Here is a 14,328-nt window from a genome sequence, read left to right as displayed (position 1 = left end):
TGAGACCCGATACAGCACGACCAGCCTCGGCTCGGTCAGTGCGGACAGATCCATGAAACCCTCAAGGGATCAACACCGCCTGAGCTATGCAATTACAGATCCTGACCCTAATTTTGGCTGCCTCATATTCCCTTTTCGAGGCGATCTAAGATAAACGCGCGAATTTCGGGCTCCACCTTATACCTGGCATCTTGAACGCAGGGAATTTCTTCTCTAAAAACCGCTTCATTGCCCATATAGTGCTTACTCAAATATGAGTAGAACTTTTCATGATGTGCGATAATTTCTTGTCGCAACTGATTTTCCAAAAAATATCGCTGATCTCTCACTCCACGGCGATATATTTCATCCGAAATATCAAACAATAACTTATTGGTAAAATTCTTTTTTCCAACGTCAAAATTTTCAACAATTACCTCCGTAACAGCTCTATGCAATCTTTCATTTCCAGTTGGAAGGTTAATTGAATCAACACTTTCGATACCCAAAATAGATGCCAAATCCTGAATCAGATCTCCTTCCACGAGACTTGCGCGCTCAAATGGGCGAATAATTATATTATCACGACCGATAATTTCTTCAGCATGACGAAAAAATTCGAGATGACTTTCATTGAATGTGCGTGCTCGAATCCCGTTGGCGAACTCCTCCAAGGGCACCCCTCTTCCACCCTTGACTGATTGTCCGTAAAGGGACTCAAAGTAAAGATCTGCGCGGCGTAAATGTAAGATGATTTTCAAGCGATGATTGGATAGCCAGTTCTGAATTGCTCGCAATATTTCGCCGGAAAGCGTGGCGCGTTGAGGATTCTTAGCACAACGCCCCCATATGACTTCGGTGTATAGAAACAGCGAGCTGTCATTAAAGCGGCCCGCGCAGTAATCATTAATAAATCCCTCTGATTCATCCACGAGACGCGGAACGCGGCCATGATACGCAAAGTAAGGGGCGCGGATCTCTGCATCTTTTAAAATTCGATCAACTACATGGATAAAATTCCTTCGGAAGGGAAAAATATCAGCATCTGTAAAGAACTCGGGATGGCGCATAACGAGATTGCCAATTGTGGTAGTGCCAGCCTTGTCAGATCCAATGCGCAGGTAAGCAACAGGTTTAGAGTTATCCATGAAAACGGATCCATTCACTTTAGTAATTTTCGGGTTCAAAAGAAGAACCAAGGATCGTTCCTCGATCTATGCTAGACTATATTTTTTATATAGGTTGGCAACCCCACCTTGGTGTTGTTGCAACAAAGCTTACGGGCGACCTCATTTACAGCACCCGTGAAGCGACCGTTGGCGATGCCAGGCATCGTGCGACATAGATACAGAATCAGCCGGTTCGCATCGAGGTTGCAGCCGGGGATGACCACGACGCAGAAGAATGGGTGGAAGACGCCACGCGATCGTAATTCAGGGCGACACGAAAGCGCGGCTGGCAGATGGGCGAATCTGCGCAGGTAATCTTACGGATAGCCTGCGACTGGGCGTCCAAGTTACGTCACCGGTGCGCGGGCTTTGCCGGCCTGTGTGTCCAAACTTGACCCGCGCCGGCTCTCTGATGCGAGCTTTTTTATGCGCCGATCTCTTTCGCCAGCTTCTCCAGCGCCTCGATCGTGGCATCATAAGCGCCCTTCCTTTGGGAACTTGTCCCGCTGATCGCGGTAAAAGGCCAGTTGCTTAGGCAGTTCCTCGATTGAGAATGTCCCGGACCAGTATGGCCGGTCAGGGTGAAGGTCTTATCGTCGTGAGTCGCTTTCATGCGGGGGGTAGTGAAGGAACCTGACCAAAAACACAACGCGACGCCTCGCCCGGAATTTTACGAAGCGTTCTCCGGTTCAGTGAACCTGTGTGAATCGGAACAGAACGTGAAGCTGGCAAAAAATCCCGAATAAAAAGCGCTCCCTTCACAAGAAAACAACAGGTTGCGTAGAGGCCGCTTCGTTCACATCGAAGATGTCAGCGGTTCAAATCCGTTATCACCCACCATTCCTCTCTGAAAACAATTGCATACGCAAGATATGAGTGGGACTTGAGAAGGTCCCACCCTCATTGCGCCGCAGTCCGGAAAATTCATCTTTTCCGGAGATCGCGAATAACCATGTAATCGATAGGCGCGATCCACTAACGATCGGCAGTTCGCCGGATTGGCCGATATGCATTCTGACATGAATATTTCCCGGAGTTTTGTAGCAAAAATTTGCCGAAATCATTCGGCAGAATTATGCCAGCGCACGCTTCCGTCAGATGACGACCGGAACCACTCCAGATAACCCCCAGTTTATTCATTACCCTGACGATCATCCGGAAAGGTAAACCAATGTCATTTCCCCCATCTCGTAACAGCAAGCGCGGATTCGCGCTTGTTCTGCTTTTTGCGACCCTGAATGCCGCGCCCGCATTGGCCTATGTTGGTCCGGGCGCCGGGCTGACCGCAATCGGAACCATGATCGCGGTCATCGCCGTCGTCATCCTCGCCCTTGTCGGCTTTGTCTGGTACCCGCTCAAACGACTCCTGCGCAAGAAACCCACCAGTGAAGAAGGCCAAGAGTCGCAATGATCACCGTTGCCGCGCTTACCGCCAGCCTGATCGCACTCATCTCGGTGCTGCGATTCATGAAAGTCGAACAGCGGGCCAGCGCGGCCATTCATATCGCGCATGAGGCCATCTCGGTCATATCCGATCCCGATCTGAACGATGACGTCAAGGAACGCCAGGCCCGGCGTGCCGCGCTTTCCCTTGTGAAAACCGTCGTCGTTCTGCTTGCAATTGCTGCTGTCGCCTTTATCGCCGCGGCGGTCTTTATCGTGGGCGGGGATCTTCTGGGCCTGTTCAGCATAAGCGATACGATGGATATCGCACTTAGCTGGACATTCATCATGTGGTCCACCATCGGCAGCATTGCCCTGTGGTTTCTACTGGGCCGGTTTCGTGAAAAACCCGTTCAGGCTGAAAATTCCCAGGGCGATTCCCGGGAAGAGGTTCCTTATTCCGCGCTTGATCGGGCATTGCATAATCAGGCTTTTTCCTCCCCGGGGCTTCAGAAGGGTCTTTCCAGGCTCGAGGACCGGCTGTGGCGGCGCAGGATCGCGGCCACCCGTGCTGAGCGCCCGGTTCTGATCACCTCCTTGCCTCGCGCCGGAACGACCATCCTGCTGGAGCTTCTTGCCGGGCGGCCACAATTCGCGGCGGCCACCTATCGCAATATGCCCTTTACCCTGTCGCCGTTGCTTTGGGGCCGCTTTTCCAGCCTGTTTCGCAAGGCAGGTGAAAAGTCGGAACGCGCCCATGGCGATGGGATTTCCGTGGATTTCGACAGTCCCGAAGCGTTCGAGGAAATGATCTGGATGACCTTCTGGCGCGAACGTTACAGGAACGGTCAGATCGCTCTTTGGGACGAGACAGACCGGAATCCGGAATTCGAAACATTTCTGTTGCAGCATATGCGGAAGATCATTGCCGGCTCTCCGGGTGCATCGCGCTATGTTTCCAAGAACAATGCCAATATCGCCCGCCTGCCCCTGCTGAGCGCGGCATTCCCCCGGGCGCAGATCGTGATTCCGATCCGCGACCCGGAAAGTCAGATCGCTTCGCTCATGCGGCAGCATGCCCGCTTTACCGATCTGCATTCCCGTGATCGGTTCGCGCGGCAATATATGGAAGGGATAGGCCATTTCGAGTTCGGGGCGGCGTTGCGTCCGATCGCCTTTCCCGGCGCCCCGGATAACACTGACGGCGCAGAGACAAGCGCATATTGGTTGCGCTACTGGAATGCCGCCTATGCCCATGTTCTGGAAAGCGCCCCGAAGGATGCGATCTTCGTCGATCATGCCACGCTTAGCAGTCGCCCTGACGAGCAATTGCCAAAATTGGCCGAAGCATTGTCGCTCCCTGATCAAGCCTCGCTGTCCTCGGCGGCCGGCATGTTCCGCGCGCCGCGCCCGTCCCCGGATCTTCCCGGTGCCCCTGCCGATCTGCTGAAGCGTGCAAAAGATCTGCATGCCGTGCTTCTGGATCGCGCGCTGTGATACATATTTTCCAAGAAAATCAAGAAAGAGCCTGAGAGTTTTGAAAATAAAAAATATATTCCGCTCCTTGGCGGCGGTGATCCCCTTTGCGTCGATTGCGGTCATCGCCGTGATTTACGGAACCATCGCGACCTGGTGGAACTGGTTTCCCGCGCCGCAGATCGGACTCGCGCATAGCACGATGATGGATATTGCGAATAACTGGAAAAACGATATCGGGCTGGAGCCGACGCGGCATCTGGTCAAACCGATTGAACGCTCTTCCGATCCGGATCGCGGATTTTCCGGAGAACTGACCGGTAGCGCCGCGGAAGGTTATATCCTCGTTGCAGGTTTAAGCGAAACGCAGGACGAATCCTTCCACACGGTTCGCCTTTACGATCCCGAGGGAAAGGAAGTTCATCGCTGGCCGGTGCATTACGATCTTCTCGATACCGAACGTGAGCCGCAAAATGTCATGCTGCACGGGATGGAAGTCTTCGAGGACGGCTCGCTTGCGCTGACCTTTGATGGCGGACAGGCAATCACCCGGATCGACGCCTGCGGTCAGCCACTATGGACCCATAACGACCGGTTTCATCACTCGATCAATCGCGATGGCGAAGGTCGTCTGGTGACGCTGATGGATGATGACATCTACCGGCTCGACGAGGAAACCGGCGAAACCCTTGATAGTGTCAGCATCCGCAAAGAGATGCTTGAAGGCGATAATGAAGATCAGATGGCGATGCTGAAGATCCGGACCCGCACTCCGGAAAATGCCGATGAAAAGATTACCTATCTGGGCGACCCGTTCCATCCGAACGACGCCGAGCCCTTGCGCGCCGATATGGCGGATGCCTTCCCGATGTTCGAAGCGGGCGATGTCCTGCTAAGCATGCGCGAACTGAACATGATCACCGTCGTGGATCCGAAAACCGGCCGGATGAAATGGTGGCATTATGGCCCCTGGTTCAAGCAGCATGATCCCGATTTCCAGCCCGATGGAACGATCACGGTCTTTGATAACGCCACGGGCAGCGACGCCAGTCGCATCCTGTCGATTCGGCCGGGCGAGAATCAGGTCCAGACCTTGTTCACCGGCTCGGATGAGTTGCCATTCTATACCTGGCGCCGGGGCAAGCATCAGATTCTGCCCGATGGAAATATTCTGCTGACCGAAGCCGAAGGCGGAAGGATCATGGAGGTCAGCCCTGACGGCGATCTGCTATGGGAGCGCCAGTTCCCATGGGATGACGAACAAAATGTCATCATCACCGAGGCGCGTTATATTCCCGAGGATTTCTTTGACGACGGCGTGCCGCAATGCGCCACGCTTGCACAGAACTGAACCAACGGTAACAAGGCGGCCTGCTTCGGTTCAGGCCGCCTCTTCCTCGGGCTCGACCAGTGCCACGATATCCATCATGATCCGGTTCAGCTGGAAGTCCTTGGGCGTATAGACCCGCGCGACGCCCAGCTCCAGCAGACGCTTGGCATCCTCATCTGGAATGATCCCACCGGCAATTACCGGAATATGATCCAGTCCTGCTGCGCGCATTCTGTTCATCAGATCCTCGATCAGCGGCAGATGACTGCCAGACAGGATCGAAAGACCGACGACATGCGCGTCATCCTCTTGTGCGCGGGTGACGATCTGCTCGGGCGTCAGGCGGATGCCTTCATAGGTGATATCCATTCCGCAATCGCGGGCGCGGAAGGCAATCTGTTCGGCACCGTTGGAATGCCCGTCCAGCCCCGGCTTACCGACGATGAATTTCAGGCGGCGCCCAAGCCGCGCACTCACCGCGTCGACAGCCTCGCGGATTTCTTCCAGCCCTTCGGTCCGGTTCGAGGGCGAGGATGAAACCCCGGTCGGGCCGCGATATTCGCCATGAACCTGCCGCATCACGCCAGCCCATTCGCCGGTCGTGATTCCCGCCTTGGCCGCCGCAATCGATGGCTGCATGATGTTCCTGCCCTCCTGTGCCGCTTCCCGCAGGGCTTCCAGCGCCGTACGCACCGCGGCATCGTCCCGTGCGTCTCGCCATTCGATCAGGCGATCGATCTGTTCTTGTTCCACTTTTGGATCGACGACCATGATCCCGCCATCGCCGGCGGTCAGCGGCGACGGTTCGCCCTGCTCCCATCGATTGACGCCGACCACGACCGTCTCATTGGTCTCGATCTTGTTGAAGCGTTCGGCATTTGCCTCGACCAGACGGGATTTCATATATTCGATAGAGGCGATCGCCCCGCCCATGTCATCCAGCAGTTTCAACTCGTCCCGCGCGCCCGCCTTCAGTTCCTCGACCTTGGCTTCGATCACCGGGTTGCCCACGAAGAGATCGCCATATTCCAGAAGATCCGTCTCATAGGCCAGGATTTGCTGCATTCGCAGCGACCATTGCTGATCCCAGGGGCGCGGCAGGCCAAGAGCTTCGTTCCAGGCGGGAAGCTGCACCGCCCTTGCCCGCGCGTTTTTCGACAATGTCACCGCCAGCATTTCAAGCAGGATCCGGTAAACGTTGTTTTCAGGCTGCTGTTCCGTCAAGCCAAGGCTGTTGACCTGCACGCCATAGCGGAAACGCCGGTATTTCGGATCCTCGATGCCATAGCGTTCTGCCGTGATCTCGTCCCACAATTCAGTGAAGGCACGCATCTTGCACATCTCGGTCACGAATCGGATGCCGGCATTCACGAAAAAGCTGATCCGCCCTGCCATGGCCGGGAAATCTTCTTCCGAAACCTTGCCCTTCAGATCGTCCAGCACCGCGATACCGGTCGCAAGCGCATAAGCCAGTTCCTGCTGCGGCGTCGCCCCTGCCTCTTGCAGATGGTATGAGCAGACATTCATCGGATTCCATTTCGGTAGATGTTTTGCCGTATATGCCGCCACATCGGTAATCAATCGCAACGAAGGCTTCGGCGGCAGGATATAGGTTCCGCGTGAGAGATATTCCTTGATGATATCGTTCTGCACCGTCCCCATGAGCTGCGAGATATCCGCCTCCTGCTCTTCCGCCACCGCGATATAAAGCGACAGCAGCCAGGGCGCTGTCGCGTTGATCGTCATAGAGGTATTCATCTGTTCCAATGGGATCTGATCGAACAACGCCCGCATATCGCCCAGATGGGAAATCGGCACACCGACCTTCCCCACTTCTCCGCGTGACAGGATGTGATCGCTGTCATAGCCCGTCTGTGTTGGCAGATCGAACGCTACGGAAAGCCCGGTCTGCCCCTTGGCCAGATTCCCCCGGTACAAGGCATTCGACGCCGCCGCGGTTGAATGCCCCGCATAGGTCCGGAACAACCAGGGCTTGTCTTTTTGGGCCATGATATCGCCTCGAAACAATGTTGCCTGATGAGTGCAGATACAGAAACATTGATGCGCCGTCAATTCGCTGCTATGCAGAAAAGCCACGACTATGGCGCTGCAAACGGGGCGGCGCGATAACACCGCCCGCATATTACCTCATTGAGCCGGGTGCACGACCAAGCGGCCATTGACGGCCTGCAGCGGCCTGTTATTGGAACCCATCACATCGGCAAGCGCCTTGATCTGATCGGCCGAGGCGGTGATCGGATGGCTCAGGATGCGCCACGCGACACCTTCGGTGCACGGCGGTGTGGTCAGCGATCCTGAATAACGATAGGCCGCCAGATTATCCGGCAACAGCGCCGAAGGATCGAAATCCAATCCCTCGACCACCATCGGCTCTCCGGGTTTTGCCGGTATATGACTGATAATCTTGGCGAGTTCGGGATTTTCCGCTCCTTCCTCGATGAATACGCCAAGTACCGCAAGCTCGCCATCCTTGTCCCGATGCACGAAATGCGCTTCGAGCGGATAATTCTTGCCGTTCAGGGCATGTTCGCTGGGATCGTGGAAATGCACTTGTAACAAATTGTAAATCTTACCGTCTTCTGCCATTTCCCCGGCATTCTTGGCATCCAGCTGAATCGTATGCCCGTTATTCCAGATTTTCATCGGGACGGCGCGATAATCCGAAGTGAAGGACAACTCGCCAACAGCATCGGTCTTGGACAGGTCGATGGGCGATTGCCGTGTCCCGGCTTTGCACGCCTTGTCTTCGGGCGCGATTTCCGCCCAATGCTCCGGCCCCGTCTCACCCATATAGGACCAATGCGCTGCTGTTTCTTCCGCCAGCGCTAAATGTGGTGCGAACAAAAGCGAAATCAAAATTACCTTTTTCATCGTTACTCCTACTAAGATACCGGGCAGCCCCGGGAGGCTCAATTTAAGGAAGGATCCATACTGACGGAAACAGTTTCACGATCATTGGTAAATCTCGACTGCCCAACAATAAGAGAGACATAATATTTCAAAAAAAGCACTTCCAGCATTGCATTGTTACCAGATCAATTTTAACAAGATCAAACCCGGTGATTCTGCGCCGCAGCACGACGAAGGAGATACAGATGGCTCTTGATGCCCCGACCTCAATCGCGCCCTATGAGGCGCCCGAGAAAGATCTGTACGATATCGGCGAGATGCCGCCCCTTGGCCATGTTCCCCGACAAATGCATGCATGGGCGATTCGCCGTGAGCGCCACGGAGAACCGGACAAGGCCATGCAGCTCGAGGTCGTGGATACCCCGGCAATCGACAGTCATGAGGTGCTGGTTCTGGTGATGGCTGCGGGCGTCAACTACAACGGCATCTGGGCGGGCCTTGGCCAGCCGATCAGCCCGTTCGACGGGCATGGCGCGGAATATCATATCGCCGGATCGGATGCCTCGGGCATCGTCTGGGCCGTGGGCGACAAGGTCAAACGCTGGAAAGTCGGCGATCAGGTGGTTATCCACTGCAATCAGGACGATGGCGACGACGAGCATTGCAATGGCGGCGACCCGATGTATTCGCCCAGCCAGCGGATCTGGGGCTACGAGACGCCGGATGGTTCTTTCGCGCAATTCACCCGTGTGCAAGCACAGCAACTCATGCCGCGCCCGCGTCATCTGACATGGGAGGAATCCGCCTGCTACACGCTGACGCTGGCAACCGCCTACCGGATGTTGTTCGGCCATGAGCCGCATGAGCTGAAACCAGGCATGAACGTGCTGGTCTGGGGCGCTTCAGGCGGACTTGGTTCTTTCGCGATCCAGTTGATCAACGCGGCAGGCGGCAACGCCATCGGCGTGATCAGCGAAGAGGATAAGCGCGAGTTCGTCATGGGCCTAGGAGCCAAGGGCGTGATCAACCGCAAGGATTTCAACTGCTGGGGGCAATTGCCAACGGTGAACACACCCGAATATGCCGACTGGTTCAAGGAAGTCCGCAAGTTCGGCAAGGCAATCTGGGACATTACCGGCAAAGGCAACAATGTCGATATCGTCTTCGAGCATCCGGGCGAAGCGACCTTCCCCGTCTCGACCTTCGTCTGCAAGAAAGGCGGAATGGTCGTGATCTGCGCGGGCACCACCGGGTTCAACTGCACCTTCGACGTGCGCTATCTGTGGATGCATCAGAAGCGTGTTCAGGGAAGCCATTTCGCCCATCTGAAACAGGCCAGCGCCGCGAATCAGTTGATGCTGGAGCGCCGGATCGATCCCTGCATGTCGGAAGTCTTCCCATGGGCCGAGATTCCGCAGGCGCATCTGAAAATGTATAGGAACGAACATAAGCCGGGGAATATGTCGGTTCTTGTTCAATCGCCAAGGACCGGGTTGCGGACCTTCGAAGACGCGCTTGAAGCAGGCCGAAAAAGCTAACCGCGTGACATCCCGGCTATCGCCGGTGTCGTTTCCGGATTTCCGGCGCATGATACGATCCGGCAACTCGCCGCGAATGCCCGTCATTTTTCGTTGATTTGCCGCCGGTGGAATGTCACCATCCCGACATGATGAATGCCGCCCCGCCGTTCTCCGCCGATCCCGACCGGGTGGTCTTTGACCGAACCGAACTTGGCGCAATCCTTACCGTATATGGCCGCTTTGTCGCCGCCGGAGAATGGCGTGATTACGCAATGTCATTTCTGCGTGATGCCGCAGTGTTCAGCATATTCCGGCGCGCGACGGAACACCCGCTTTACCGGATCGAAAAACGTCCCAGACTTCGGAATGCACAGGGCATTTATGCGGTGATCGCAATGGATGGCCGCATCCTCAAACGCGGCCATGATCTTGGGCAGGTACTGAAGGTCTTCGACAAGAAACTGATCCGCGCCGTCACCTGAAGCATGTCGCAGCATCTTGTCCCGAAGGCTTCAGGAGCCTGTCATCCCCAGATTTCCTGAAACTCGCGCCATTCGCGGGCACTCATTCCGGATTCTTCCTGGCTCACGGTTTCACCCGCCAGACGCCGCTTCAACACCGCAACAGCCCCTGCGGACAGGCTGACCGCCTCCATCCTGTAGTCACGGAACGCGGCGAAAGCAGCAGGAACCCAATCGGCAACAATATCACAGAGCGCGTCAGCATAAGCGCGGATTTCATACTGCGCATGAGCATCCGCCCGCAAGCGCAGGAAATGAAAGAGATTATGCAGATCCACCTTCCAATACCATTGGGTATAGATATTGGCCGGCAGATTCATCCGCGCCAATTCGCGCGCAAGCCCCTGCTGCCCGTCCTGCGACAGCATGTCTTCATAATGATCATAGCTGCGCATCGCATCCTGACGCAAAAGATCAAGAACACGCGCCGCCTCGTCTCCCTGAAGAACCTCGCTCCGTCCCTGCTTGTTGACACTCGACTGGGCGGCAAGGTTTTCGGGCGCAGGGATATAAAATTCGCGATCGAGTATCGAATAGCGCGCCGAATATTCGTTTACATTGGCGGTGCGGTGACGAATCCACTGGCGGGCGACGAAAACCGGCAGTTTGACATGCAGTTTGACCTCGCACATCTCGAACGGGGTCGAGTGCCAGTGGCGCATCAGGTAACGGATCAGCCCTTCGTCATTCTGCACCGATTTCGTGCCGCGTCCATAAGAGACCCGCGCCGCCTGACAGATCGCGGCATCGTCGCCCATATAATCCACCACCCGGACAAATCCATGATCCAGTACCGGGTGCGCGGTATAAAGATGCTGCTCCATCCCTTCCGAAATCACCCGCAGCGTCTGGCGCGAGGATTCGCGCAAATTGTCGATCTCGGCCTGCTGTTCCGGGGTGACTGGCGTATTCATGGTGGTTCATCCCTTGTCCTGACACATCATCTTGTGCCATTCCGCGACGAGTCGTGCAACTGGAATGCACGCGGCCGAAGCATTTGCCAGTGGCTTCCGGACATGCCAATCTGCCGCCAAGCCGCATTGCCGCAAGGAGAGCCACAATGAATATCCGCTATCTTCACACCATGGTTCGCGTAAAGGATCTGGACAAGACAATGGATTTCTTTCGCCTGCTTGGGCTGGAGGAAACGCGCCGTATCGATAACGACAAGGGGCGTTTCACCCTTGTCTTCATGGCACCGCCGGATCAGCCGGAATGTCCGGTCGAGTTGACCTATAACTGGGACGGCGACACCGGCCTGCCGTCGGACAGCCGCCATTTCGGCCATCTCGCCTATCGGGTCGGCGATATCTACGAGATGTGCCAGAAATTGCAGGATGCCGGCATCACGATCAACCGCCCCCCGCGCGACGGTCATATGGCCTTTGTTCGCAGCCCTGACAATGTATCGATAGAATTGCTTCAGGAAGGTGAGCCTTTGGCACCGGCCGAACCCTGGGCAAGCATGGAAAATACCGGAACCTGGTAGGCGTTTCGCCGCGGCTGCGGTATGAAAGCTGCCGATCTCCGGCGCATCCTGACGCTGCGGGTCGGATATTCGGGATATCAGTAGATATACCGTATCCGATCGGCCCAGAAGGACTCGATCCTGCGGAACTGCCGATTGATGACAGGCAAGGGAAATTCGTCAAGGATTCCCTGTCTGCTCAGATCCTCGGCATGCCTGACGAAAAGTTCGCGCAAAAGGTTTCGGATCTCCAATCCTTCATCGGTCAGCCGTATCCGGACAGAACGGCGGTCCAGTTCGCAACGTTCATGATGAACATAGCCCATGCCGACCAGTTTTTTCAGATTATAGCTGACATTCGATCCCTGATACATCCCGCGGGATCGCAACTCGCCAGCGCTAACTTCATCCGATCCAAGATTATACAGGATCATCGCCTGAACCGGAGTTAGGTCCTGCCTGCCAAGCCGTTCGAATTCATCCTTGATGACATCCATCAGACGACGGTGAAGGCGTTCAAGCAATGGAATGGTCTGCAAATAGGCCGAGGCGTGATCGGAAACGGCAGCCGGGCATTCAGCTTCACCAATCGGTATCCTGACTTGTGACGCACGGGAAAACATGGCCGGGCAATTCCTGTCAAATAAACACTCCGGACAAACATGCCTCATAAACACGAATCATCGGTTAAATCCGTGCCATGCAAATGATTATTCGAACTGAAAATGGTCTGTTGGGCATGTTCGCCGGTCATGCGCAACATTTCCGTCACCCGACCGCCAATGAGAAAAGCAGCGGAGGTACGGACAGGCTGCGCATCCATATATCGTCAGCGATCTATCGGATCTGACCGCCATCCCGCACGGAAAGACGTCCGGCGGCAAAGGCGGCAATATGGTCAAGAAGCGCGGACAGCGCAGCAGGGCCGGTCTCATCCTGCCGACCGTTCAGCCTTGCCGTGATCCAGCGATACAAATCCTGATCGTTTTCCCGAAGCAGGCTTTCATAACTTTCAAGCTCGGCATCGCCAAGCTCCTTCAGCGGGCCATCCGAAAACGGTCCCAGAATCAGGTCCATCTCCTTCATTCCCCGTCGCCAGCTGCGCATTCTCAGTCGGCGGAAACGAATTTCGGGGCTTTCAGCCTCTGCCATGCCTGTACTTCCTTGTTTCCGGCATTGTGGCCGGTCGCTGACAGGCCTATTTCATGATTATGGCAGATACAATCAGCGGAGCCAGAAGAATGGGGTTTCTTTCCGACAGATTGGCGCGGGTCAAACCGTCGCCGACGATCGCGATGACGACACGCGCAGGGGATCTGCGCGCCAGGGGCCGCGACATCATTGGCCTGTCCGCCGGGGAACCGGATTTCGACACGCCCGAGCATATCCGTCAGGCAGCCAAGGATGCCATCGATGCCGGTCACACCCGTTACACTGCGGTCGACGGAACGCTTTCTCTCAAACAGGCGATCTGTGGCAAATTCGCCCGTGAAAACGGGCTGGATTACGCGCCGTCGCAGATCACCGTCGGAACGGGCGGCAAACAGATCCTGTTCAACGCGCTGCTGGCGACACTGAACCCGGGGGACGAGGTCATCATTCCCGCGCCCTATTGGGTCAGCTATCCGGATATGGTGCTGCTGGCGGGCGGCACTCCGGTCGTTGTTCCCTGCGGGATCGATGACGGTTTCCGCCTTACCCCGCAGGCTTTGGAGGCAGCGATCACGCCACGCACGAAATGGCTGATCCTGAATTCGCCCTCGAATCCCTCCGGCGCAGGATATGGCCACGACCATATGCAGGCACTGACCGATCTGCTGCTGCGCCATCCCGACATCTGGGTGCTCAGCGACGATATCTATGAACATCTCATCTTCGACGACTTCAGGTTCACCACGCCCGCGCAGGTCGAGCCGCGCCTGAAAGATCGCGTTCTCACCATGAACGGGGTCAGCAAGGCCTATGCGATGACCGGCTGGCGTATCGGCTATGGTGCCGGGCCAGAGCCGCTGATCAAGGCGATGGCCAAACTGCAATCGCAGTCGACCTCGAATCCCTGCTCGATCAGCCAATATGCCGCCGAGGCCGCATTGAACGGCCCGCAGGACTACATCGCCACAAGCCGGAAGGCGTTTCAACGCCGCCGCGATCTGGTGGTTGCTGGGTTGAACGCCTGCCCCGGCATCGAGTGCCCCACTCCACAGGGTGCGTTTTACGTCTATCCTTCGATCAGGGATCTGCTGGGCAAGGCATCGCCCGCCGGGGCCTCCATCGGCAGTGACGAGGATTTTTGCACCGCGCTTCTGGAAGAAACCGGTGTGGCAGTCGTCTTTGGCGCGGCTTTCGGTCTCAGCCCACATTTCCGGATCTCTTACGCGACCAGCGACGATCAGTTGAAAGACGCGATGAACCGTATCCGTGGCTTCTGCGAAGCCTGCAGCTAATCACCTCTGCACCGTTCTACGCTTCTTCCGCATCCAGATATCCCGGGGTCCGGGGGAAAGGCCCCGCCTCCCCCCACCCCCACCCCCCCTCCCCTAAAAGCACCCCGGCCCCCCCTCCAAGAGAAAAAGTCGCAGGGCATTTTGAGCAACAGAAGGAACGACACAAA

General features: G+C 56.1%; 13 protein-coding genes. 7 read left to right on the top strand and 6 right to left on the bottom strand.

What is annotated here, in order from left to right:
• Positions 1 to 122 precede the first annotated feature (122 nt).
• Positions 123 to 1,127, bottom strand: a complete 1,005-nt coding sequence (locus Q0601_RS24295; RefSeq protein WP_305292732.1) for a hypothetical protein — start codon at positions 1,125 to 1,127, stop codon at positions 123 to 125.
• A 1,192-nt stretch (positions 1,128 to 2,319) separates the two neighbouring features.
• Between Q0601_RS24295 and Q0601_RS24290 the strand changes: the two genes are divergently transcribed.
• From Q0601_RS24290 to Q0601_RS24280, 3 genes are read left to right on the top strand one after another with little or no spacing between them, the layout of a single operon-like run.
• Positions 2,320 to 2,559 carry a hypothetical protein gene (locus Q0601_RS24290; protein ID WP_305292730.1) on the top strand — a complete coding sequence of 80 codons (240 nt, stop codon included), beginning with the start codon at positions 2,320 to 2,322 and terminating at the stop codon, positions 2,557 to 2,559.
• On the top strand, positions 2,556 to 4,028 hold the full coding sequence (locus Q0601_RS24285) for a sulfotransferase (RefSeq protein WP_305292728.1): 1,473 nt from the start codon (positions 2,556 to 2,558) through the stop codon (positions 4,026 to 4,028). Before Q0601_RS24290 ends, Q0601_RS24285 begins: the two co-directional genes overlap by 4 nt.
• Before the next feature lie 40 nt (positions 4,029 to 4,068).
• Entirely contained in the window at positions 4,069 to 5,358 is a 1,290-nt protein-coding gene (locus tag Q0601_RS24280; RefSeq protein WP_305292726.1) for an arylsulfotransferase family protein, read from the top strand.
• Between the two features lie 30 nt (positions 5,359 to 5,388).
• Here Q0601_RS24280 and Q0601_RS24275 read toward each other — a convergent pair whose 3' ends face one another.
• Positions 5,389 to 7,347, bottom strand: coding sequence for a protein meaA (locus Q0601_RS24275; protein ID WP_305292723.1), 1,959 nt, complete (start codon positions 7,345 to 7,347; stop codon positions 5,389 to 5,391).
• Between the two features lie 138 nt (positions 7,348 to 7,485).
• A complete protein-coding gene (locus tag Q0601_RS24270) occupies positions 7,486 to 8,229 on the bottom strand; it encodes a carbonic anhydrase (RefSeq protein WP_305292721.1) in 744 nt (247 codons plus the stop codon).
• 224 nt (positions 8,230 to 8,453) lie between these two features.
• Between Q0601_RS24270 and ccrA the strand changes: the two genes are divergently transcribed.
• Complete coding sequence (gene ccrA / locus Q0601_RS24265) at positions 8,454 to 9,746, top strand: crotonyl-CoA carboxylase/reductase (protein WP_305292719.1); 1,293 nt, start codon at positions 8,454 to 8,456, stop codon at positions 9,744 to 9,746.
• Between the two features lie 131 nt (positions 9,747 to 9,877).
• Entirely contained in the window at positions 9,878 to 10,210 is a 333-nt protein-coding gene (locus Q0601_RS24260; RefSeq protein WP_305292736.1) for a DUF2794 domain-containing protein, read from the top strand.
• A gap of 41 nt (positions 10,211 to 10,251) precedes the next feature.
• Here the strand turns inward: Q0601_RS24260 and thyX are convergent, their stop codons facing one another.
• Complete coding sequence (thyX, locus tag Q0601_RS24255) at positions 10,252 to 11,163, bottom strand: FAD-dependent thymidylate synthase (RefSeq protein ID WP_305292717.1); 912 nt, start codon at positions 11,161 to 11,163, stop codon at positions 10,252 to 10,254.
• A gap of 146 nt (positions 11,164 to 11,309) precedes the next feature.
• Between thyX and Q0601_RS24250 the strand changes: the two genes are divergently transcribed.
• Positions 11,310 to 11,738, top strand: a complete 429-nt coding sequence (locus Q0601_RS24250; protein ID WP_305292715.1) for a VOC family protein — start codon at positions 11,310 to 11,312, stop codon at positions 11,736 to 11,738.
• A gap of 77 nt (positions 11,739 to 11,815) precedes the next feature.
• Here Q0601_RS24250 and Q0601_RS24245 read toward each other — a convergent pair whose 3' ends face one another.
• Together Q0601_RS24245 and Q0601_RS24240 are read right to left on the bottom strand one after the other, a co-directional pair.
• Entirely contained in the window at positions 11,816 to 12,340 is a 525-nt protein-coding gene (locus Q0601_RS24245) for a MarR family winged helix-turn-helix transcriptional regulator (RefSeq protein ID WP_370656188.1), read from the bottom strand.
• Positions 12,341 to 12,554: 214 nt separating this feature from the next.
• Positions 12,555 to 12,869, bottom strand: a complete 315-nt coding sequence (locus Q0601_RS24240) for a succinate dehydrogenase assembly factor 2 (protein WP_305292713.1) — start codon at positions 12,867 to 12,869, stop codon at positions 12,555 to 12,557.
• An 89-nt stretch (positions 12,870 to 12,958) separates the two neighbouring features.
• On the opposite strand from Q0601_RS24240, the gene Q0601_RS24235 reads away from it, so the two are divergent.
• Entirely contained in the window at positions 12,959 to 14,161 is a 1,203-nt protein-coding gene (locus Q0601_RS24235) for a pyridoxal phosphate-dependent aminotransferase (RefSeq protein WP_305292711.1), read from the top strand.
• Positions 14,162 to 14,328: the final 167 nt, after the last annotated feature.

Origin of the sequence: Paracoccus wurundjeri, from assembly GCF_030678915.1 — a bacterium.
Classification (GTDB): domain Bacteria; phylum Pseudomonadota; class Alphaproteobacteria; order Rhodobacterales; family Rhodobacteraceae; genus Paracoccus; species Paracoccus onubensis_A.
Note: the sequence above shows the minus strand (reverse complement) of the source record. Positions and strands in the feature narration are given on the sequence as shown.